The organism is Constrictibacter sp. MBR-5 (genome assembly GCF_040549485.1).
GTDB lineage: Bacteria > Pseudomonadota > Alphaproteobacteria > JAJUGE01 > JAJUGE01 > Constrictibacter.
The window spans coordinates 109,325-131,508 of sequence record NZ_JBEPTK010000014.1 but is presented as its reverse complement, the minus strand read 5'-3'; the positions used below and the strand labels follow the sequence as shown (position 1 = coordinate 131,508).

Sequence of the window (22,184 nt, the reverse complement as noted above, 5' to 3'; positions counted from 1 at the left end):
CGCCTACGGCTCCGCATCACCCAGGACGGCAGCGAGCACTTCAGGGGGTCAATATTGCAAGCCGATACGGGGTCAGCTTTGAACGCCGTTTGACACCGAGGTGCTGACGGCCGCGTCTGATGTTCTGGAAGAGTGCGACCCTGGCACCTACACACCGCTTGATTTATCTGGCGTAACGATCGTCCAGTGCGAAGGCGACGGTGGCATCCTGCGTTATGGTAAATTCTTCCGAGCCCTCGGCAAAAAGACCTATGCCTTCTACGACAAGCAGGCCAACGCCGAGATCGCTGGCGATATAGACGAGCTTTTTGATGGATGCTGGGAGCTCGATCAGACAGGCATTGAATATCTGCTAGCTGAAGAAGTGGCCATCTCGGCGCTCCGCGAATTTCTCGAAGACGCATCGGCATCGGATGACTATCCGAGCAATTCGGCGAAGCCGTCTTTATACGAGTATACGGCGGAGCTGGAGGATGACGAGGTCCGCAAACTGGCCAAGCGCGTGCTCAGGGCACGCAAGGGGTCGGGATACGCGGGACGGCTGGTTGAACACTGCGAGCCGGACCACCTGCCGGTAGTAGTCGTAGCAGCCCTTCAGGCGATCAGCGAGGCGCTGCCCGACGACCTCTTGCCGGAAGAAGAAGAGGGGGATGAGGAGGACGACGATGGCGCCGACTCGCCCGGAGAGGCATGACCTCGGACGATCCGGAAGACGCTTTCAATCTCTGCGATCAGCGCAAACGCATCCTCAACGAGGACGGTCACATGCTGGTTGTCGGAGGGCCGGGTTCGGGCAAAACGACCATCGCGCTGCTCAAGGCGCGCCGCCGGGTGCTCCGGCGGCTCGACTCCGAGCAAAAGGTTCTGTTCCTGAGTTTCTCCAACTCGGCGATCCGGCGAATTTTGGAGAGTGCTGGGCGCATTCTCACAGATGACATCGCTGAGCGGATTGACATCAAGACCTATCACTCCTTCGCGTGGGAGATACTGACCTCACACGGCTATCTCACGTCATCTCGCCGGCGTCTCAAAATAATTCCCGCACAGGACGCTGCAGTACGTTCGGCGGGGCTGAACAAGGAAGAGTGGCTGGAAGAGCAGGATCGCCTGTACGTGGGGGAAGGACTCGTCACCTACGATCAGTTCGCTCCGCGCGCGGCCGAACTCCTGGGGCGCTCCGCAGTCGTCCGGGCATGTTTTAGTGGTGCCTATCCCCTTATCCTGGTTGATGAGTTTCAGGATACGGACGAAGATCAATGGGCTTTGGTGCAAGCGCTAAGCAATCAGTCTGAGATCATCGGGCTCGGGGACTCGGAGCAACGCATCTATGAATGGAGGTTTGGGGTCTCGGAAACCCGGTTGGAGGACTTCGCGCAGGCACTTGAATGCGCACGGTTCGATTTTGCCAATGAAAACAATCGGAGCCCCGCGACAGGTATCGCGGGCTTTGCTCGGTCGCTACTGTCACCCGGCTCAGAACAGGATCTTCCCGATGAGATCGTAAGACAGAGCTTCAAGCCCGGCCGTATGTCAGTGCAGCTTCATCTCGCAGTTCGGAGGGCCTTCCGGGAGGCGAAGGATCGCTCAGAGGAAGATCGTCCAAAGGTCGCGGTGGCGGCGCGCAGCAAGCGGCTCGTTAGGCAGGTTTCAGATGCGTTGGCCATGAACATGACGATTAATGGGAAGGTCTATAAGGCACTGGCCCATGATGTCTTGATCGATCAACATCAGATCCTGCTCGCCGCGCGCGTGGTCGCCAACATCATCTCAAGCACTGAGGCTAGCAGTAGCGACCGGCTAGCGGAGGCGTTGGATCGTATCGCCGACATGCTGCGATCGGCTGCAAACAAGACGAATATCGAAGCCTCTGACAGATTGCGGAAATGGGCAGAGAGGTGCCGCGCCGGCAAGGTGCCTTCGACGAAGTGCGTTGCCGCCATTGCAGACGTGATGGCCCGCTTAGACAAGGATGGTCTCACGGGATCGCCAACCCAAGACTGGGTCAGCGTTAGGCGGCTCCTTGAGAGAGCGGACGCGGCAGAGCTGAACAAGGTCGCGGAGCTCGCACGCTACCTTCGGCTACTGCGACGCGGTTCTGCAATTGAGCAGGCATTGATTGGTCTGTGGGTTTCGCAGGGCAACTACCGCGGAGCGGAGGCAGCGCTCGAACAGGCCATATTACAAGACCAGTTGGTCGATGCGCAGAGAGAAAGTGCGACGGTTTCCGTGATGAACATGCACCAACTCAAGGGTCGGGAGTATGACGCCGTGGTACTGGTAGAAGACCAGTACAATACGTTTATAGCTCAGGATAAGACACCGCCACACGCTGATGCACGCCGCCTTCTGCAGGTCTCCCTGACTCGGGCGCGGCATTATGTTGTCGTTCTCTCGAATGAGGGCGAAGACACATTTGATCGCTTGCTGGGCTGAGGTTTGGATACCCCGACCTTAGGTGCGAATAGCGGGCCGGACGCCAAGGAAAAGTGGGATGATCGTCGCCGACAACGAAACATCTGTTGATCTTCTCTACTACGAGGCCATAGCGCGCACGGTCGTGCGTCTGATCAACGAGAAGTCCGACGACCCGCTCACCGTGGGCGTACATGGCGACTGGGGCGCCGGGAAATCGAGCGTGCTGATGATGGTGGAGGAGTCGTTCGCGAAGAACGATCGCGTCCTCTGTGTTCGTTTCAACGGATGGTTGTTCCAGGGATTCGAGGACGCGAAAGCCGTCCTGATTGAGACGATCGTCGAGGAATTGCTCCGCAGCCGTTCCACTTCGACCAAAGTCATCGACCAGGCGAAGAAAGTTTTGCGCCGTGTGGACTGGATGAAGCTGGCGCGCAAAGTGGGGGGCTTGGCCTTCACCGCGGCGACGGGCATCCCGCACCCGGACACCCTGAAGGACCTCTACGACGCGGCCTCAAGTCTGCTCGGCAAGTCGGCAGAGGCGATCACGCAGGCTGAACTGCAGTCCGTTGCCGCGCAGGCCGGACAGTATCTGAAAGAAGCTGAACCCGAGACCGCCCCGGAACAGATGCATGCGTTCCGGGAGGAGTTCGAGGAGCTCTTGCAGTGTGCGGACATCGATCGTCTGGTGGTTCTGGTCGACGATCTGGATCGCTGCCTGCCAGAAACGGCAATCGAGACACTCGAGGCGATCCGTCTGTTCCTTTTCGTGCCGAAGGCGGCGTTTGTGATCGCCGCCGACGAGGGAATGATCGAATATGCGGTGCGCCAGCACTTTCCGGACCTCCCGGTCGCTGCGGGGCCCGCAACGTATGCTCGCAATTACCTCGAGAAGCTGATCCAGGTGCCGTTCCGGCTGCCGTCGCTCGGATATGCTGAGACCCGCATCTACGTCACGCTCCTACTTGTGTTGAATGAGTGCGGCGAGGCTGCGGACGAATTTCAGAAACTGGTCGCGTTCGCCCGGCAGGTGCTGCAGCGCCCATGGAAGGGGCCAGGCCTCGACCGCAACGGCGTTATGGAGGCTCTCGGATCCGTGCCGGCACCGGTCGAGCGCGCGCTTGATCTCGCCTACAGGATCGCGCCCATCCTCACGGATGGCGCCCGCGGCAATCCTAGGCAGGTGAAGCGTTTTATAAACACCATGGCGTTGCGTCTGGCGATCGCGCAGGAGCGGGGGTTCGGTGACGACCTCAATCCAACGGTCCTTGCGAAGATCATGCTGGCCGAGCGCTTCGCGCCGGAAGTCTATGACGCAATCGCGCGGGGGTCGGCCGGGACGGGAGCGTCGGAGGAGCTGGCCGCGCTCGAGGCCGCTGTCAGAGGTGACGGGGCCGATACGAAAAAGACAAAGGGCGAAAAGAGATCCGGGAAGGCGGATGAGGCGGATTCGGATCAGCCAACATTGCCGGACTGGCCCAATCTGGAATGGGCCAAGCAGTGGGCAAAGATCGATCCGGCACTCGCAGAGTACGATCTGAGGCCGTACGTTTTCGTGACCCGTGATCGTCGCAGCGTCTTCGGCGCTGTGACGTCGCTCGGAGAGCTTGACGAACTGCTCGCGAAGCTGAGCGGCCCGCCGCTCCAGGTGCGGCAGGCAACCGCCGAGGTGACGCGCTTACCAGGCTCCGAAGCCGAACAACTTTTTGACGCGTTGCGCGCGAAGGTGACGGTGGCGGAGGATTTTAGTGAGCAACCGCCAGGCGTGCAGGGCCTCGCCGCGATCTGCCAGCACCATGCATTCTTGCAGCCGTCGCTGATCGCATTTCTCAAGGGCTTGCCCGTATCAAAACTCGGACCGTGGGTCGTTGGTGGCTGGGCGGGTGCGCTGACGACCGAGGCGGCGAAGGGGGAATTCAGGACCCTGCTGTCGGAATGGGCCGCGCAGGACGACAACAAGCCGCTGCAGGTGGCGGCGAAGGCCGCGATGCAGATGGGCAGGCGCGGGGGGACGCGCTGATGGGCACTTCGGGAACCTTCGGCGGCTCCAAGAGCGGCCTGGTGCCGAGTTGGGTGGATGATCCGCCTTCGACGCCGGCCGCTGCGCCACAGGGGGCGCCACCACCCGGCGGCGATGGTGGCGTCGGGGACGAAGGTGCTGGGACTGACACTCAAACACCGCCGGCTGCCTACCCGCCGCTGCGCCCGCCTCCTGCCGGCTCGGGCCTCGGCGCCGCTCGCGGAAATCTGACCCGGGGCGCCAGAACGTCCGACGGCAGGGCCGTTCGTCGCGGGGCTGGTCAATATGTCTCTGCCAGCGGCGGCGGTCGTGGCGCCGCGCGGCGAATGCCGAGTTCGCGAGCCGCGGCCGGGGGCATCGCGGGTCTCGCACGGAATTTCGCGACCCAGGGGCCGGCCGAGGCGCTCAGGCCATTTAACCTCGAAGGACTTGCCGGAGCGCCGGCCGTCGATGTCTTCGTTGCGCTGACGGATGCGCTGTGTCCGCCCGGCGGGACGATCGACGAGGCGATTGCGCGTGATGCGATGCTCGAAACCATCGCCGCCCTGGCGGCCGAGGGGGTCGGCAATTTCGATGAGATGACGCCGGCGGATCTCCAAGAATTCTTCATCGGCGTCGTTACCCGATCGATCGAGGGAAAAATATTGAACGAGGTTGGCACGAACAGCATCCGGGTTTCCCCTGACCTCGCCGCGGTAGAGCGCGCACAGCGTATGTTGCACGATTTCGTCGACGGCTGTGTCCGCGACAGGTTTGCGGCGAGCGGATCGAGCTTGGCGGACGTCAGCAGCCGACAGATCGATGACTTCGTCTCGGACCTTTACGGGGCGGCATTCGACCTGATGCAGACCTTGGGTGAGGCGTCATGAGGAGGTTCAGCCTTGTTGGCCGTCTCGGGCCCGACGACAGAACGAGAGTCCGGATCGTCCAGAAAGACTCTGATGTCTACGAGATCGACTTCCTGAACGCGGATCGGCGGCTCGAGTTTGGGATCGGACATGCGCTCGATCAGCTCTCCGCTCTCGGTCTTGCGCCATCGGAGTCAGCCGTGGATCTCGTGCTGACCGCAGCCCTGGTGAACGCCGGCGATACCCGGGTGTCGCGGGCAATTAATGCTCAGGATGGCTGGACGCGGGAGATCGACCTGTACGTGCCTGTCTCCGATCCGGCGCTATGGAGCGCCTTGTCACGTCGGCTCGCAGATCTGCTGAAGTTTCTGACTGGCGACCGCTGGCGGCTGTTCTTTAGGCCGCGAACGAAACGGATGTCATCGATCGTCCCGAAGACTGAAAAGCTTCCGCTGGACGGTCTCGACGAGGTGTGCCTGTTCTCCGGCGGGCTCGACAGCCTGATTGGTGTGCTCGATCTGCTGAAGGGTGGCCGCCATCCGCTTCTGGTAAGTCACTATTGGGACGCGGAGACATCGAAGGCCCAGAGCTACCTGCTGGATCGTCTGCAGCGGCGCTTCCCGAGTCCGGAAATCAGGTCGATGCGTGTACGCCTCGGCTTCGATCACAACCATCTAGCCACGGGCGAGGTCGAGGAGACGCAGAGGGGGCGGTCTTTCCTCTTTTTCGCTTTGGCGTCCCTCGCGGCGTCGGCCTTCGGAAAGCCGACCAAGGTCAACGTGCCGGAGAACGGTTTGATCGCACTTAACGTACCGCTGGATCCGCTCAGGTTTGGGGCGTTGAGTACCCGCACAGCGCATCCCTATTTCATCGCGCGCGTGAACGGGTTGCTTCAGGAGATCGGCATCGAGGCCACGCTCGTCAACGAGTATCGGCATCGCACGAAGGGCGAGATGGTGAAGTCTTGTGCGGACCGAGATTTTCTCAAGAAGGAGGTCGGCAACTCGATGTCCTGTTCGTCGCCGGCGAAGGCTCGCTACAAGAAGCTTTCGCCGCGCCATTGCGGCTACTGTGTACCATGCCTCATTCGTCGCGCGTCCTTGATGGGACTTGGGGTGCCCGATCCCACTCTCTATACCGTGCCCGATCTTGCGGCCCAGACGCTCTTTACCGACAAGGCGGAGGGCGAGAACGTCCGGTCGTTCCAGCTTATGGCTCGGCGTCTGGAGAAGCGACCAGAGCTGGCCGGCATTTTGGTCCACAAGCCGGGACCGCTGACTGATGCACCGTCCGAAGTGGGGGCCTATGCCGCCGTGTTTCGACGCGGTGTTCTCGAGGTGGCGGAGTTGCTGGACGGCGTAACCGCGAAGCCGAGTTGACGCGATGCGGCCCGAGTTCGTTGATTTTCATTGTCATCTCGATCTGTACCCGGATCTGAAAGAGGCGATGGCGAGATGCGACGCCCTCCGCACGGCCACTCTGGCTGTGACGACGACGCCTAAAGCTTTCCCTCGCAATCGGCAGCTCGCGATGCACAGCGAGTTCGTCCGCGTCGGCCTCGGTCTCCATCCACAGCTCGTCGAGGAAAGGGCGGGCGAGTTGGACCTGTTCGAGCGTCTCCTTTCGGAGACGCGATATGTAGGCGAAGTGGGTCTCGATGCCGGACCGCGCCATTATCGGTCGTTTGAGCTGCAGAAGCAGACGTTTCGCAGAATCCTCAACCTGTGCGCGGACGCGGGTGGCAAGGTTCTGAGCGTGCACAGTGTCCGGTCTGCGAAGCATGTTCTCGACCTGATCGAAGAGTGCCTGCCCGCGGACCGGGGGACAGTCGTCCTGCACTGGTTTACCGGATCGGTGGCGGAGGTGAGGCGCGGTGTCGAGATGGGATGCTTCTTCTCGGTGAACGAGAAGATGTTGAGTTCGCCGAACGGTCGACGCGTTCTCGGTGCGATTCCCGATGATCGTCTTTTGACGGAAACTGATGGTCCGTTTGTCGAGCGGTCAGGTAGACCTATTGGTCCAGGGGATGTTGGGCCGACGCTACACGAGATCGCGAACGCCCGGGGGATCAGTGCTCCGGTCGTGCAAACCAAGATCGTTGAGAACCTGCGGAAGGTGCTGAAGAAGGATGCCACCCTGGGACGATGAAGAGGCAGCGCCTTGTCGAGTGTCGATTATCACTATACGCTCGAACAAGCGATAGGCGGTACGATTCGACAGGCGATGCACCCGGGAACGACCATTCGGCGAGACTGCATTGAAAAGAACGGGTTGAGCGTGACTGACGCCGCCCGAATCCTTGGCGTCGATCGGCAGACCCTCAGCAACTTGCTGAATGCCCGGTCCGGTATCTCGCCGGAGATGGCCGTCCGCCTGGAAAAGGCGTTCGGTACGCCAGCCCGAGAATGGCTGATCCGGCAGCTCGACTATGAGCTGACCGAGGTCATGCGTCGGGCCAACAAGATCAAGGTCGAGCCTTTCCGCGCCAACGTGCAGCGGGCTGCGGAAAGGCGGGGGACAATATGAACGCCGTTGAGATTGAGGAAGCCATATCCGCTCTCGCCGAGCAGCCGTTCGACGCCGAGGAGTTTCCGTTCGCTTTCCTGCAAGCCTTCGGGAACAAGGAAACAACCCTCAAGCGGCTGCGCAAGGGCGAGTCGAACAAATCGGACCTCGGCGGCGTCCTACAGACCAACAACATCCATATCGCCGTCGCCGCCCCCGGCGAGGTGACGAACACCCTTGCCGCTCTGAAGGCCAGCCCGGCGACGACGCGTGCCAAGGCCAAATTCGTTCTGGCGACGGATGGCGACACGTTCGAGGCCGAGGATTTGACGTCGGGCGAGATGGTCTCTTGCGCCTATGCCGACTTCCCGGACCATTTCGGCTTTTTCCTGCCCCTTGCCGGCATCACCACCGTTAAGCAGGTTCGTGACAGCTCTTTCGACATCCGCGCCACCAGCCGCCTGAACCGGCTCTATGTCGAGCTGCTGAAGGACAATCCCGAATGGGGGACCGCCGAGCGCCGCCCCGACATGAACCACTTCATGGCGCGGCTGATCTTCTGCTTTTTCGCGGAGGACACCGACATCTTCCATCGCAACTACCCGTTCACCGGCACCATTGAGAAGATGAGTGAGCGGGATTCCTCCAATACGCATGAGGTGATCGCCGAGCTGTTCCGCGCGATGAATACCCCGAAGGAGGATCACGACGCCGCGAATATCCGAAATTGGGCCAAGCCATTCCCCTACGTCAATGGCGGACTGTTTTCCGGCAACTTTGAGGTGCCGCGTTTCAGCAAGATCGCACGTTCCTACCTTCTACATATCGGCAATCTCGATTGGACGAAAATCAACCCGGACATTTTCGGCTCGATGATTCAGGCCGTCGCCGAAGATGAGGAACGCGGTGCCTTGGGGATGCACTACACCAGCGTCCCCAACATCCTGAAAGTGCTCAATCCGCTGTTTCTCGACGACCTCCGCGCGCATTTGGGAGGAGCGGGCGACAATCCCCGCAAGCTCCTCAACCTGCGCAACCGCATGGCGAAAATCCGGATATTCGACCCGGCCTGCGGCAGCGGCAATTTCCTTGTCATCGCATACAAGCAGATGCGGGAAATCGAGGCCGAGATTAACCGGCGGCGCGGAGAGGAAGGTCGTGCCTCCGATATTCCGCTGACCAATTTTCGCGGAATCGAGCTGCGCGACTTTCCGGCCGAGATCGCGCGTCTCGCGCTTATCATCGCGGAGTTCCAGTGTGACGTTCTCCATCGCGGCCAGAAGCTGGCGTTGGCCGAGTTTCTGCCGTTGAACGCCGAGAATTGGATCACCTGCGGCAACGCGCTACGGCTGGATTGGCTGACCATATGCCCGCCGACCGGAACCGGCGTGAAGCTGCAAGGCGATGACCTGTTTTCGACACCGCTCGATCAGGCGCAAATCGACTTCGAGAACGAGGGCGGAGAAACCTACATCTGCGGCAATCCCCCCTATCTCGGTTCCACTCTTCAGTCTGAAGAACAGAAGGCCGACTTAGAGTCTATTTTCAGCAATCGCACCAGTAACTGGAAGTCCCTCGACTACGTTTCCGGATGGTTCATGAAGGCCGCTGACTACGGGACACAAACTAAAGCGGTCGCCGCCTTCGTTTCAACTAACAGTATTTGCCAAGGCCAGCAGGTGCCGATCCTGTGGCCAATCATTTTTGCTGCCGGCCATGAGATTGCCTTCGCCCACACCAGTTTCAAGTGGGCCAATTTGGCTAGCTATAATGCTGGTGTCACGGTTGTAATCGTTGCGATTGCCAGGGATTTGGCCAGCTTCAGGAAACTGTTTTCTGTATCCGACAACGGCGAACCGATCGTACAGCATGTTCCGAATATCAATGCATACTTGGTGGCTGGCCCGAACATCATTGTTCACTCACGCAGTGCGCCGCCTTGCGGGCGATGGGAAGTCGAGGCTGGCGGCAAGCCCGTCGAAGGCGGTCACCTCTTGCTCACTACCCATGAACGCAATCAGTTGTTGGCGGAGTCCCCTGGGGCGGCGCGGTTCTTGAAGCGCGTTTTTGGCGCCAACGAATATAACAAGGGGATTGTCAGATATGCGCTGTGGATTGGCGACGACGACGTGGCTGTCGCTGAGCGCGACGAAAGCCTGAAGCGCAGGTTGGATAGCGTTCGCGAGATGCGATTGGCTAGTCCAAAGTCCGCAACTAGGGCGAGTGCAAACTGGCCGCACAGATTTCAGGAAGTGAAACAGACTGGCCTTGAGAGGGTAAGCCTCGTGCCTGTACTCACGTCGGAAAAGCGGGAGTTCATACCGGCAGGCCTGGAAGCCTCAGGCACGATTATCACAAACCTTTCCTTCGCGCAGTTAAACGGTCCAATATCGGACATTGCGATCCTAAACTCGCGTCTGCACTTCATCTGGGTTGCAACAGTCTGCGGGAAGTTCAAGACGGATTACCGCTATTCCAATAAAATGGGCTGGAATACCTTCCCGATTCCGACGCTCACCGAGAAGAACAAGGCCGACCTGACCCGCTGCGCCGAGGACATCCTGCTGGCGCGCGAGGTGCATTTCCCGGCGACGATTGCCGACCTTTACGACCCGGAGAAGATGCCCGCCGATCTGCGCGAGGCCCACGAGCGCAACGACGAAGTGCTTGAGCGCATCTATATCGGTCGTCGCTTCCGCAACGACACCGAGCGGCTAGAAAGGTTGTTCGAGCTTTACACCAAGATGGCCGCCTCACCTGGCGCGGCGAAGAAACGCAAGGCGGAGGCACGCGCATGACCGACGAGAAGAAAACGATCCCCTCCGTCTCCGTCACCTACGCCCGTAATGGCAGTTCGACCAAAGCCAATGCCCTCGGCATGAGACCGATGCAGGAGCGCGCCTATGAGAAGCGGGGCGAGCAATATCTTCTCATCAAGTCGCCGCCGGCCTCGGGCAAAAGCCGTGCGCTCATGTTCATCGCCATCGACAAGCTTCACAATCAGGGGCTCCGGCAGGCGATCATCGTTGTGCCCGAGAAGACGATCGGCGCCAGCTTCAACGACGAGCCGCTGACCAAGTTCGGTTTCTGGGCCGACTGGCGGGTGGAGCCGAAATGGAATCTCTGCAACGCGCCTGGTTCCGACAATGGCGGCAAGGTCAACTCGGTCGAGGCGTTCCTGCGAAGTGACGACAAGGTGTTAGTCTGCACACATGCCACCTTCCGCTTCGCCGTGGACAAGTTCGGGGTCGAAGCCTTCGACGACCGCCTGATCGCCGTTGACGAGTTCCACCACGTCTCCGCCAACCCAGACAACAAGCTCGGCCTGCATCTCGGCCAGTTCATCGCCCGTGACCGCGTGCATATCGTGGCGATGACGGGTTCGTATTTCCGAGGCGATGCCGAGGCTGTGCTCGCGCCACAGGACGAGTCGAAGTTCGATACCGTCACTTACACTTATTACGAGCAGCTCAACGGCTACGAGTATCTGAAGCAGCTCGATATGGGGTATTTCTTTTACTCCGGCGCCTATGTCGACGATATACTGCAGGTGCTCGATCCGGCCGAGAAGACAATCATTCACATCCCGAACGTCAACTCGCGGGAAAGCACAAAAGACAAGATCAGAGAGGTTGAGCACATCATCGAGGAGCTCGGTGAATGGCAGGGCAGCGACCCTGTCACCGGCTTTCAACTGGTCAAGGTGCCCGACGGCAGCGTTCTTCGGATCGCCGATTTGGTTGATGATGACCCCGCCAAACGGGACCGGGTATCCGCCGCGCTGAAAGACCCTGCGCAGAAGAATAACCGCGACCATGTGGACATCATCATCGCCCTCGGCATGGCGAAGGAAGGCTTCGACTGGATTTGGTGCGAGCACGCACTAACCGTCGGCTATCGGTCAAGCCTCACCGAGATCGTGCAGATCATCGGCCGCGCGACCCGCGACGCGCCAGGCAAGACGCGCGCCCGCTTCACCAACCTGATCGCCGAGCCGGACGCTTCCGAGGAAGCCGTCACCGAGGCGGTCAACGACACGCTGAAGGCCATCGCGGCGAGCCTGCTCATGGAGCAGGTGCTTGCGCCTCGTTTCGAGTTCAAGCCCAAAAACCCGCAAAGCGAGGCGACGCCCGGCTTCGATTATGGCGAAGGCGGCTATGATCCCAACAAGACCAATGTTGGCTTCAACGAGGAGACGGGGCAGTTCCAGATCGAGATCAAGGGTCTTGTCGCGCCGAGGAGCGAGGAAGCGCAGCGCATCTGCGAACAGGACTTGAATGAGGTCATCGCCGCTTTCGTGCAGGACAAGACGACGATCACACGCGGCCTGTTTGACGGCGAGCACGCGGGTGGCGAGACCTTGGCGGAAGAGCTGACCCAGCTTCGCATGGGCAAGATCATCAAGGACAAGTTTCCTGAGCTCGACGAGGAGGACCAGGAGGCCGTGCGCCAGCACGCTGTCGCCGCCCTGAACCTCACGCAGAAGGCCAAGGAAGTTACTCTTGGGGGAGCCGAGGGGGACGGCGACAAGAGCCCGAACACCGCCTTCATTGAGGGCGTCCGCAAATTCGCAATGGACGTACGCGAACTGGACATCGACCTGATCGACCGCATCAACCCCTTCGGCGAAGCCTATGCCATCCTCGCCAAGACCATGAGCGAGGAGAGCCTGAAGCAGGTCGCCGCCGTGATCGGGGCCAAGCGCGCCACCGTCACCATTGAGGAGGCGCGCGAGCTTGCGAAGCGGGCCTTGAAGTTCAAACAGGAACGCGGTCGGCTCCCCTCGATCACGTCGCCCGACGCATGGGAAAAGCGCATGGCCGAGGGTGTAGCCTTCCTTCAACGCATGAAGGCGGAGGCAGAGCGTGGCTAGTGGCTTCACCGACGAGGACGATGCACTTCTCGCCGAACTTGGCGTCGAGGCGGACGCGAAGAAGGTGTCGAGCCGGACACCCCGCGAGGAGCGGGTCATCGCCGGCTTCGAGGAGATTCAGCGTTTCGTCGAGCAGCATGGCTGCCTTCCGCAACACGGCGAGGACCGCGACATCTTCGAGCGGCTGTATGCCGTGCGCCTTGATCGGCTGCGCGAGCTGGCCGACTGTCGCGCCGTGATCGAACCCCTCGACCATCAAGGACTTCTGGCCGGCGCGCAGCCCGCGCCGGTTAGCGTTCCCGACGACATTGATGATGACGAGCTTCTGGCGCAGCTCGGAGTGGATGATGCCGCACCCGGCGACATCACCGAATTGCGGCATGTTCGTTCCGCCGCCGACAAACGCGCCGCCGAAGAAATCGCCAATCGCCAAAAATGCGAGGATTTCGAGACCTTCAGGCCGCTGTTCGAGCAGGTGCAGAAGGAACTTATTTCCGGCTTGCGGCAAACCCGCCGCTTCGAGCGCAAGTCCGAGATCGCGCCTGGCCGCTTCTATATCCTCGGCGGCCAGAAAGCCTATGTGGCGACTATGGAACAGCCAACGGTCAACGAGCACGGCAATATCGACGCACGGCTCCGCGTGATCTTCGACAACGGAACCGAGAGCAATCTTCTCATGCGGTCGCTTCAAAAAGCGCTGCAACAGGACCCGGCCGGAAGGCGGATCGTCGAGCCTTCGGCCGGCCCGCTGTTCGCCGATCACAATGAGGAAGGGGACGAGGCCAGCGGCATCGTCTATGTGCTGCGCAGCAAGTCCGATCATCCGGCCGTTGCGGCCCACCGCGACGTGCTGCACAAAATCGGTGTGACCGGCGGCGACGTTGCGCGCCGCCTCGCCAATGCGAAGCTCGACCCGACCTTCCTCATGGCCGATGTCGAAGTCGTCGCCACCTACGAGCTGTTCAACATCAACCGCACCCGGCTTGAGAACCTGATCCACCGGATCTTCGGCGCAGCCCGCCTCGACATCGAGATCAAGGATCGTTTCGGGCAGCCGGTCGTCCCGCGCGAATGGTTCCTTGTGCCTCTCTTCGTGGTCGACGAAGTCATCGGGAAGATCAGGGACGGGACAATAACGGGCTATGTCTATGATCCGAAAACCGCTTCGCTCACGCGCGCGGATGGCTATTAGTTTCCGCCCTCGGCGACGCCAGCCCGACGGAGCAAGTCTCCTATACTCGTGGAACCGATCCAGCAGCGGGCGATCACCCGGTCGAAGGAAATCACACGGCCGCTTCGGCCTCGTTCGGTCATGCAAGCCACAGGTTGGCTAAGAGCTAGTCGAACAAGGGCTGCGTTGGCCGCTTCACCGCCTGGTCTATGAAGCTCCGGCGCATTGAAGTCAGCGATCCGAACTTCGATCCATTCATCCGGGTCAGACGTCTGGCCCACACACAAGCTGTCGCCATCGCCGACATATCGAACCGTACCCGAAAACTCGATGCCAGGGCGATTAGGCAGAGGGCCTTCGCACGGATCGGCTTTTGCGGGCGTGGCGATAACGAAAAGAGCAAGTGGGGCAATGCCGAGCACAGGTTTCCAGTTCATGCGGCTTCCTTGATTGCATTGCGGCGCCCCTTCTTCGCTAGGAGGGTGCGCACAAAAGCGTTCCACTTTGTCATCGCCGCTCGCTTCTCAGGCATGTAGTTCCAGCGATCGTAACTCTTGGAACTGACATCCTGCAGCGTGTGATTCTGAATGCGGTCGCGGATTTCCTTCGAGAGGCCTGCCTTTCCCGCGAGAGTTTTCCAGGTGCGTCGCAGATCGCGATTCGTCACGACGGGGATCACCTCGCGGTCCCGCTGGCGCCACATGAACGAGTAGAGAGTTCCGTGGCTCACGGGCTTGGATGGATCCTTCGCCGAGGGGAAGAACCAGCCATGCGCATTGGGTTTGATTGTCTCGATGAGTTCTGCCGCGATCTCCGGCACCGGAATGGCGTGAGGCTTTCCGTTCTTGGTCTTCGACCAGTCTATGATGCGTTCCTTCGCGTCCCATTGATCGACATGTAGGCGGGCGATCTCCTCCACACGCTGGCCCGTCAGCATGAGAACTCTCACAGCGCGCGTATAGGGTGGGTGGACCGGTGTGTCCGGGCACTCGAGCCAACGGTAGAGGCGAACGAACTCTTCTTCGTCGAGCCAGCGAGTGCCAACGTTCTTCGGCTCCGTCGGGATGCCGGCGGCGGGATTGTAGACCAGACGAAATCGACGTGACGATGCTGTCCGATAGTCATGTTCCGATTTCATACCCCAGCTGTATGCGGAGCGGATGTAGCTTCGGACATGGTCAGCCATCGATCGCTTGCCGCGTTCGTAGATGGGGCGGATCAGTTCGGTGATTTCCTCTGGCTCGATGTCACGGGCAGGCCGGTTGCGTCCGAGTGTATCAGCGATCTTGTTTAGTCCCTTCTCCGCTTCTTTCCATGACGGCTTGCCCGCCTCCTTCAGATACGCAACGTAAGCTTCGAAGAGGTCGGCTACCGTGCCAGGCCGTGTGTCGCCGGCGATTTTGATGCTGCGGCCTTTCTGGATCATGTCGGCAAAGTCGCGCTTGAAGACTTCTCGCGCCTTGCTCAGCGACATTGCGGGATAAGATCCGAGCTTCTTCTTGATCCGCTTCTTGTCACGCCATTGCTGGGCCATCCAATCGGCGGTGACGCGGGTTGGCATTGGTTTCATGACGAGGACGAGACGGCCGGTGCCGTGGCCCTCTCCATCGATGAGGCTTAGCTGTTTTCCGGCCTGCTCAACCTGTTTGAGGGCGCGGCGTATTTCTCCGTCTGTAAGGCTTGGCACTGGCATCTCCCATCGGCTTGCAAGTGGGGTCGCCGGACGGGTTCGTGGGGTCGGCGACTGGGGTCAAAAGGGCATCCGATCCCGTCAAAACCGACCCCAATATGCCATGCTATCCGGCAGCACGACAAGCCAGAAAATTCAATTGATTCAATGGATGTATGCGTGATCGAGCGTGATCAAGAAAGGCCGAGTGGGATGGTTGTGCACCAGGATCAGTGCGGTCGCACCCAGTTCCAGTGCCCGCTTCACCACCTCGCGCACATAGACCGGCGTGTGGTTGACCGTGCCGCGCCCCTGTTCCTCGTCGGCGATCAGCCGGTTCTTGCTGTCGAGGAACAGCAGCCGGAAGATCTCGACCGGCTCGTGCGCCATGCTGGCGCGGCAGTAGCCGATGACCTTGTCCCAGGAGGACAGGATCGGCTGCTCCATGACGTGTTCGCGCGACACGCGGACCGCCGCGGCCCCCACGGCCTTCAGCAGCACGACCGCCTGCCGCTTGACGAAATCCTCCGCCATCAGCTGGTCCGCGGGCGCGGCGATCACCCCGCCCAGGCTGCCGAAGCGCTGCAGCAGCCGCTTGGCGATCGGCTTGGTGTCGCGTTGCGGCACGACATGGAACAGCAGGAGTTCGAGCAGCTCGTAGTCGGCGAAGGCGTCGGGCCCCGCCGCCAGGAACTTGTCGCGGATGCGCTGGCGATGGCCGAGATAGTCCGGTGGCGGCGGCGCTTCTTCTGGACCGGCGGGCGCGCCGAGCGGCAGCATGCCCGCCGGAGGCGGCGCATCCGGCGGCGGCTTGCGGCGGCGTGGGGCCATCTCCGGTCGGCCGGCTAATTCGTAGGGTGGCTTATTCGTAGGGCGGCTTGTGCCAGCCCTTCGGCGACAGCGTGAAGATCTCGCAGCCGTCCGCGGTGACGCCGATCGTGTGTTCGAACTGGGCCGACAGCGAGCGGTCCTTGGTGACGGCGGTCCAGCCGTCCGACAGGATCTTCACGTCCCAGCGCCCGGCGTTCACCATCGGCTCGATCGTGAAGAACATGCCTTCCTGGATGACCGCACCCTCGCCCGGCCGGCCGAAATGCATCACCGAGGGGGGCGCGTGGAAGACGCGGCCCAATCCGTGACCGCAGAAGTCGCGCACGACCGAAAAGCGCTGCTCCTCGACAAGGACCTGGATGGCATGTCCCAGGTCGCCCAGCGTCGCGCCCGGCCGCACGACCTCGATGCCGCGCATCAGGGCGTCGTAGGTCACGTCCATCAGCTTGCGCGCCTTCACGCCGACGCGGCCGACCGGATACATGCGGCTCGTGTCGCCGTACCAGCCGTCCAGGATCACCGTGACGTCGATGTTCAGGATGTCGCCCTCGATCAGGCGCCGGTCGCCGGGAATGCCGTGGCACACCACATGATTGATCGACGTGCAGATCGACTTGGGAAAGCCCTTGTAGTTCAGCGGCGCCGGGACGGCGCCGTTGGCGGTGATGAACGCGTGGCAGATCTCGTCGAGCTCGCCGGTGGTGACGCCCGGCACGACGTGCGGCGTGACGACGTCGAGCGTTTCCGCCGCGAGCCGGCCGGCACGGCGCATGCCTTCGAACGCGCCCGGGCCGTGCAGCGGAATTTCCGGGTCGATATGGCGTCGCTCGATGTCCATCTGGTTCATTCGCGGCAGTGCTCCGGGCTGATCCGTCAAAGGTAGGGTTTCCGGCGGTTGTGCGCAAACCTGCCGAGACGTTTTGCCCGGCGCGGTACACGGCGCGGCCCGCATCCCGGGCGGGCCTGACCCATGAATCGGTATGTTTCGGGATCCTTTACGTCCCGGGTAATGGCCGCGCCTACCGCCCCGCGGCTATCGTTCGGCTTCGCGACGGAGGAGGCTGCGGTGGCCGGAGTGATGTCGGGCGTGACGGCGGGCGCATTGATCGCGCAGTGGCGCAAGGCGCGGCGGCTCAGCCAGCTCGACCTGGCGCTCGACGCGGGCATCTCCGCCCGTCACCTCAGCTTCGTCGAGACCGGCCGCTCGCGCGCCAGCCGCGACCTGCTCCTCACCCTGGCGCGGACCCTCGACCTGCCGCCGCGCGACCGCAACGGCCTGCTGCTCGCCGGCGGTTTCGCGCCCGCGCACCGCGAGACGGCCCTCGACGCGCCGGAGATGGACCAGGTGCGCACGGCGCTGTCGCTGATGCTGCGCCGGAACGAGCCCTATCCGGCGGTCGTGTTCGACCGGCACTGGGACATCCTGATGACCAACGCCGCCTATGCCCGGATCGTGAACGCCACCCTGCCGGCGGGGGCGGCACAGATCGAGCCGGGCAGCCTCGCCGCGGCCCCGCGGCCGAACATCCTGCGCCTGCTCTGCGACCCGGCGGGCTACCGCCCGCACATCCGCAACTGGCCGGAGGTGGCGCGCGCCGTCCTGACGCGCGACCGCCGCGAGATCGCCCTCAACGGCGCGCGCGGCGCGGCGCTGCTGCGCGAGGTCGCGGCCTTCCCCGACGTCGCCGACATCCTGGCGACCCTCGACGCCGACCCGGCGCCCTTCCTGATCGTGCCCGTCGAACTCGCCACGCCCGCCGGCCCCGTCCGCCTGCTCAGCACCATCGCCACGCTCGGCACGGCCCAGGACATCACCCTCCAGGACATCCGCATCGAGACCTTCCACCCCGTGGACGAGGCGACTGACGCGCTCATCCGGGGCTGAGGTTTCGAGTCATCGACATGGCAGCAATGGCGCCTACCGCTGGGAGCGCGGGTGTCCCGCCCGCAAATCCCTCGCGGTCCCATATGCGGGTCCCGTGCATGGAAAAAAGGGGGCGGGCGGGACGCCCGCGCTCCCAGGGGGGCCGCGTCAGGCCTTCCCCCACCCGCCGCCGCCGGGGGTCTCGATGACGAACACGTCGTCGACGTTCATCTCCGCCTTGTCGCGTCCCGTCAGTTCCTCGACCGAGCCGTCCTTGCGGACGACGTAGTTGTGGCCGCACCGGCCGGGCTCGCCGCCGGCCATGCCGTAGGGCGGCACGGAACGGTGGCTCGACAGGATCGCGGCGGTCATCGGCTCCAGGAAGCGGACCTTGCGGATCACGCCGTCGCCGCCGTGCCACTTGCCCTCGCCGCCGCTGCCCGTGCGGACCTCGAAACTGTCGAGGCGCACGGGATAGCGCCACTCCAGGATCTCCGGGTCGGTCAGGCGCGTGTTCGTCATGTGGACGTGCACCGCCGAGGCGCCGTCGAACCCTTCCCCGGCGCCGGAGCCGCCGCAGATCGTCTCGTAATACTGGTAGCGGGCGTTGCCGAAGGTGAAGTTGTTCACCGTACCCTGCGACGCCGCGACCGCCTTCACCGCGCCGAGGAGCGTGTCGGTGATGTATTGCGAGGTCTCGACGTTGCCGCCCACCACCGCCGCCGGATAGCGCGGCTTCAGCATCGAGCCGTCGGGAATGCGGATGTCGAGCGGCACCAGGCAGCCGGCGTTCAGCGGGATGTCCGCCCCGGTCAGGCAGCGGAAGACGTAGAGCACCGCCGCCATGCAGATGGCCTGCGGCGCGTTGTAGTTGGTGTCGACCTGCGGCGACGTTCCGGCGAAGTCGATGACGGCGCTGCGCGTCTCGCGGTCGACGGTGATCTTCACCGCGACCTTGGCGCCGAAGTCCGTCTCGTATTCGAACGACCCGTCCTCCAGCCGGTCGAGCACGCGGCGCACGCTCTCCTCGGCATTGTCGCGGACGTGGCGCATATAGGCCTGGACGACGTCGAGGCCGTACTGGTCGACCAGCTTCAGCAGCTGTTCCTGGCCGCGCGCGTTGGCGGCGATGTGCGCCTTGAAGTCGGCGATGTTCTCGCGCGGGTTGCGCGCCGGGTGCTTGCCCGAGCCGAGCAGGTCCAGCGTCTCCTGCTCCAGGAAGACGCCGCGGTCGACGACCTGGAAGTCGTCGATCAGCACGCCCTCGTCGTCGATCGTGCGGCTGTTCGGCGGCATCGAGCCGGGCGTGATGCCGCCGATGTCGGCATGGTGCCCGCGCGAGGCGATGTAGAACCAGACGTCGTCGCCCTTCGGTGAGAAGACGGGCGTTACCACGGTCACGTCGGGCAGGTGCGTGCCGCCGTTGTAGGGGGCGTTCTGCATGAAGACGTCGCCCGGCCGCATGGTGGCGCGCCGGTCGCGGATGACGGTCTGCACGCTCTGGCTCATCGAGCCGAGATGCACCGGGATGTGCGGCGCGTTGGCGACCAGTTCGCCGTCCGGGCCGAACACGGCGCAGGAGAAGTCGAGCCGCTCCTTGATGTTCACCGAGGAGGCGGTGTTCTCCAGCGTCACGCCCATCTGCTCGGCGATCGACATGAAGAGGTTGTTGAAGATCTCCAGCATGACCGGATCGACTTCGGTGCCGATCGCCGTCGCCCGATCCAGGGCGACGACCCGCGTCAGCACCAGATGGCCGCGCACGTTCATCTCGGCGCGCCAGCCGGGTTCGACCACCGTCGTGGCGGTGGATTCGCGCACGATCGCCGGCCCGTCGACGACGTGACCCGGCAGCATCGCGTCGCGGTCGTAGACCGGCGTCGGCTGCCGCGCGCCGGCGAGCCAGGCCTCGACGCGCCCGACCTCCGCCGGCAGGGGGGCCGCGGCCCGTTCGGCGATGACCGGGTCGTCGGCGGCGGCCGCGTGGCCGACGATCTCGACCGAGACGGCCTCGACGATCAGCCCCTTGCCTTCCATCAGGAAGCCGAAGCGATGCCGGTGCATCTCCTCGAAGGCCTCCTGCATCGCCGCGCTGTTGGCGAACGGCACGATCAGCGCCTTGTCGGTGCCGGCATAGCGCAGATGCGCGCGCCGCACGCACTCGATCCGTTCGGCCGGCACGCCCTGCGCCTCCATCTCGGCGCGCCCGTCCGTCTCGATCCGGACGATCACCTCGTCGGCGTCCTCGACCGCCTCGGCGGTCAGTGGCTCCTCGATCGCCGCCTCGCGCAGGATGCGAAGGTCGGCGAGGCCCATGCCGTAGGCCGACAGCACGCCGGCATAGGGGTGCACGAAGATCGTGCGCATGCCGAGCGCGTCGGCGACGCCGCAGGCGTGCTGGCCGCCGGCACCGCCGAAGCACTGGAGCGCATAGCGCGACACGTCGTGGCCGCGCTGGATGGAGATCTTCTTGATCGCGTTCGCCATGTTCTCGACGGCGATCTGCAGGAAACCGTCCGCGACCTCTTCGGGCGTGCGTGTGTCGCCGGTCTCGGCGCGGATGCGCTCGGCGAGTTCGCCGAACGCGGCCGCGACCGCACTGTCGTCCAGCGGCTGGTCGCGGTTCGGTCCGAAGACGCGCGGGAAGAACTGCGGCTGCACGCGTCCCAGCATGACGTTGCAGTCGGTGACCGTCAGCGGTCCGCCGTTGCGGTAGCAGGCGGGGCCGGGGTTGGCGCCGGCGCTGTCCGGCCCGACGCGATAGCGTGCCCCGTCGAAATGCAGGATCGATCCGCCGCCGGCCGCCACCGTGTGGATGTGCAGCATCGGCGCGCGCACCCGCACGCCGGCCACCTGGCTTTCGAAGGTGCGCTCGTACTCGCCGGCATAGTGCGACACGTCGGTGGACGTGCCGCCCATGTCGAAGCCGATGATGTGGTCGAAACCGCCCATCGCCGCGGTGCGCACCGCGCCGACGATGCCGCCGGCCGGGCCGGACAGGATCGCATCCTTGCCCTGGAACATGCGCGCATCGGCGAGGCCGCCGTTCGACTGCATGAAAAGTAGGCGAGTGCCGCCGAGCTGGCTGGCCACGCGGTCGACATAGCGGCGGAGGATGGGCGACAAATAGGCATCGACCACGGTGGTGTCGCCGCGCCCGACGAACTTCATCAGCGGGCTGGTCTCGTGGCTGACCGACACCTGGGTGAAGCCCAGTTCGCGCGCCAGGTCCGCGACCGCGCGCTCGTGGTTGGTGTAGCGGTAGCCGTGCATGAAGACGATGGCGCAGGCAGTGATTCCGTCGGCGCGCGCGGCTTCGAGATCGCGGCGCGCGGCCTCCAGATCCAGCGGCCTGACCAGCGTTCCGTCCGCGCCGACCCGTTCGTCGACCTCCACCACCCGGTCGTACAGCATCTCCGGCAGCACGATGTTCAGGTCGAACAGCCGCGGCCGCGCCTGATAGCCGATGCGCAGCGCGTCGCGGAAGCCGCGGCTCACCACCAGCAGGACGCGCTCGCCCTTGCGCTCCAGCAGGGCGTTGGTCGCGACCGTGGTGCCCATCCGCACCTGCTCGATCAGCCCCGCCGGGATCGGTGCCTCGCCGTCGACGCCCAGCAGGTCGCGGATGCCCTGCAGCGCCGCATCGGCGTAGTGCGGTGCCTCCGACAGCAGCTTGTGGGTCACGTAGCCGCCGTCCGGCCGCCGCGCGACGATGTCGGTGAACGTGCCGCCCCGGTCGATCCAGAACTGCCACTTCGCACTGTTGCCGGGAGCCGTCTGCATGTTCGTCGTCCTTGGTTCGGTTCGGGCGCAGCCGACCGACGCCCGTGGGTCTTATAGCCCGCCGCTCGCGATCGTGCCGCAACCTCCGCCACCGGCGGTGGCACGGTTGTTGCTGCCTCCCGAAGCAAGGGGCCTGCCAATCGCGGCGAAGAAATGGGCAGGCGTCAATCGGAACGGGTTCGGACGAAACGGAGAGCGGGAGACGATG

General features: G+C 63.2%; 15 protein-coding genes. 11 read left to right on the top strand and 4 right to left on the bottom strand.

What is annotated here, in order from left to right; translation table 11 throughout:
- Positions 1 to 100 precede the first annotated feature (100 nt).
- The 10 genes from ABIE65_RS22710 to ABIE65_RS22665 are packed head-to-tail and all read left to right on the top strand — an operon-like array spanning position 101 to position 13,850.
- Positions 101 to 694, top strand: coding sequence for a hypothetical protein (locus tag ABIE65_RS22710; RefSeq protein ID WP_354080905.1), 594 nt, complete (start codon positions 101 to 103; stop codon positions 692 to 694).
- A complete protein-coding gene (locus tag ABIE65_RS22705) occupies positions 691 to 2,433 on the top strand; it encodes a UvrD-helicase domain-containing protein (protein WP_354080903.1) in 1,743 nt (580 codons plus the stop codon). The genes ABIE65_RS22710 and ABIE65_RS22705 overlap by 4 nt, the downstream gene beginning before the upstream one ends.
- 58 nt (positions 2,434 to 2,491) lie before the next feature.
- Positions 2,492 to 4,432: a Qat anti-phage system ATPase QatA gene (gene qatA / locus ABIE65_RS22700; protein ID WP_354080901.1), complete on the top strand. Its 1,941-nt coding sequence runs from the start codon at positions 2,492 to 2,494 to the stop codon at positions 4,430 to 4,432.
- Positions 4,432 to 5,301: a Qat anti-phage system associated protein QatB gene (gene qatB / locus ABIE65_RS22695; protein WP_354080899.1), complete on the top strand. Its 870-nt coding sequence runs from the start codon at positions 4,432 to 4,434 to the stop codon at positions 5,299 to 5,301. Before qatA ends, qatB begins: the two co-directional genes overlap by 1 nt.
- The gene (gene qatC, locus ABIE65_RS22690; protein ID WP_354080897.1) at positions 5,298 to 6,659 is read left to right on the top strand and encodes a Qat anti-phage system QueC-like protein QatC; all 1,362 of its coding nucleotides are present in this window, start codon (positions 5,298 to 5,300) and stop codon (positions 6,657 to 6,659) included. The genes qatB and qatC overlap by 4 nt, the downstream gene beginning before the upstream one ends.
- Positions 6,660 to 6,663: 4 nt before the next feature.
- On the top strand, positions 6,664 to 7,428 hold the full coding sequence (gene qatD, locus ABIE65_RS22685) for a Qat anti-phage system TatD family nuclease QatD (RefSeq protein WP_354080896.1): 765 nt from the start codon (positions 6,664 to 6,666) through the stop codon (positions 7,426 to 7,428).
- A 12-nt stretch (positions 7,429 to 7,440) separates the two neighbouring features.
- Entirely contained in the window at positions 7,441 to 7,806 is a 366-nt protein-coding gene (locus ABIE65_RS22680; protein ID WP_354080894.1) for a HigA family addiction module antitoxin, read from the top strand.
- Complete coding sequence (locus ABIE65_RS22675; RefSeq protein ID WP_354080892.1) at positions 7,803 to 10,583, top strand: class I SAM-dependent DNA methyltransferase; 2,781 nt, start codon at positions 7,803 to 7,805, stop codon at positions 10,581 to 10,583. The genes ABIE65_RS22680 and ABIE65_RS22675 overlap by 4 nt, the downstream gene beginning before the upstream one ends.
- On the top strand, positions 10,580 to 12,658 hold the full coding sequence (locus ABIE65_RS22670; protein WP_354080891.1) for a DEAD/DEAH box helicase: 2,079 nt from the start codon (positions 10,580 to 10,582) through the stop codon (positions 12,656 to 12,658). Before ABIE65_RS22675 ends, ABIE65_RS22670 begins: the two co-directional genes overlap by 4 nt.
- Positions 12,651 to 13,850 carry a GIY-YIG nuclease family protein gene (locus tag ABIE65_RS22665; protein ID WP_354080890.1) on the top strand — a complete coding sequence of 400 codons (1,200 nt, stop codon included), beginning with the start codon at positions 12,651 to 12,653 and terminating at the stop codon, positions 13,848 to 13,850. The genes ABIE65_RS22670 and ABIE65_RS22665 overlap by 8 nt, the downstream gene beginning before the upstream one ends.
- Positions 13,851 to 14,262: 412 nt before the next feature.
- Here ABIE65_RS22665 and ABIE65_RS22660 read toward each other — a convergent pair whose 3' ends face one another.
- The 3 genes from ABIE65_RS22660 to map all read right to left on the bottom strand — a co-directional run bounded on the left by ABIE65_RS22660 (position 14,263) and on the right by map (position 17,167).
- Positions 14,263 to 15,516 (bottom strand): tyrosine-type recombinase/integrase, encoded by a 1,254-nt coding sequence (locus tag ABIE65_RS22660; RefSeq protein WP_354080888.1) that lies wholly within the window; start codon positions 15,514 to 15,516, stop codon positions 14,263 to 14,265.
- Positions 15,517 to 15,663: 147 nt separating this feature from the next.
- On the bottom strand, positions 15,664 to 16,329 hold the full coding sequence (locus ABIE65_RS22655; RefSeq protein ID WP_354080887.1) for a JAB domain-containing protein: 666 nt from the start codon (positions 16,327 to 16,329) through the stop codon (positions 15,664 to 15,666).
- Positions 16,330 to 16,360: 31 nt separating this feature from the next.
- A complete protein-coding gene (gene map / locus ABIE65_RS22650) occupies positions 16,361 to 17,167 on the bottom strand; it encodes a type I methionyl aminopeptidase (protein WP_354080911.1) in 807 nt (268 codons plus the stop codon).
- A gap of 228 nt (positions 17,168 to 17,395) precedes the next feature.
- On the opposite strand from map, the gene ABIE65_RS22645 reads away from it, so the two are divergent.
- Entirely contained in the window at positions 17,396 to 18,214 is an 819-nt protein-coding gene (locus tag ABIE65_RS22645; RefSeq protein ID WP_354080885.1) for a helix-turn-helix domain-containing protein, read from the top strand.
- A gap of 147 nt (positions 18,215 to 18,361) precedes the next feature.
- Here the strand turns inward: ABIE65_RS22645 and ABIE65_RS22640 are convergent, their stop codons facing one another.
- Positions 18,362 to 21,976, bottom strand: a complete 3,615-nt coding sequence (locus tag ABIE65_RS22640; protein ID WP_354080883.1) for a hydantoinase B/oxoprolinase family protein — start codon at positions 21,974 to 21,976, stop codon at positions 18,362 to 18,364.
- Positions 21,977 to 22,184: the final 208 nt, after the last annotated feature.

What these genes read in the sequence shown, in the direction of transcription:
- ABIE65_RS22640 (WP_354080883.1), bottom strand. Translation starts at nt 21,976, where the DNA reads ATGCAGACGGCTCCCGGCAACAGTGCGAAGTGGCAGTTCTGGATCGAC.
- qatB (WP_354080899.1), top strand. Translation starts at nt 4,432, where the DNA reads ATGGGCACTTCGGGAACCTTCGGCGGCTCCAAGAGCGGCCTGGTGCCG.
- qatD (WP_354080896.1), top strand. Translation starts at nt 6,664, where the DNA reads ATGCGGCCCGAGTTCGTTGATTTTCATTGTCATCTCGATCTGTACCCG.
- qatA (WP_354080901.1), top strand. Translation starts at nt 2,492, where the DNA reads ATGATCGTCGCCGACAACGAAACATCTGTTGATCTTCTCTACTACGAG.
- ABIE65_RS22670 (WP_354080891.1), top strand. Translation starts at nt 10,580, where the DNA reads ATGACCGACGAGAAGAAAACGATCCCCTCCGTCTCCGTCACCTACGCC.
- ABIE65_RS22705 (WP_354080903.1), top strand. Translation starts at nt 691, where the DNA reads ATGACCTCGGACGATCCGGAAGACGCTTTCAATCTCTGCGATCAGCGC.
- ABIE65_RS22655 (WP_354080887.1), bottom strand. Translation starts at nt 16,329, where the DNA reads ATGGCCCCACGCCGCCGCAAGCCGCCGCCGGATGCGCCGCCTCCGGCG.
- ABIE65_RS22675 (WP_354080892.1), top strand. Translation starts at nt 7,803, where the DNA reads ATGAACGCCGTTGAGATTGAGGAAGCCATATCCGCTCTCGCCGAGCAG.
- map (WP_354080911.1), bottom strand. Translation starts at nt 17,167, where the DNA reads ATGGACATCGAGCGACGCCATATCGACCCGGAAATTCCGCTGCACGGC.
- qatC (WP_354080897.1), top strand. Translation starts at nt 5,298, where the DNA reads ATGAGGAGGTTCAGCCTTGTTGGCCGTCTCGGGCCCGACGACAGAACG.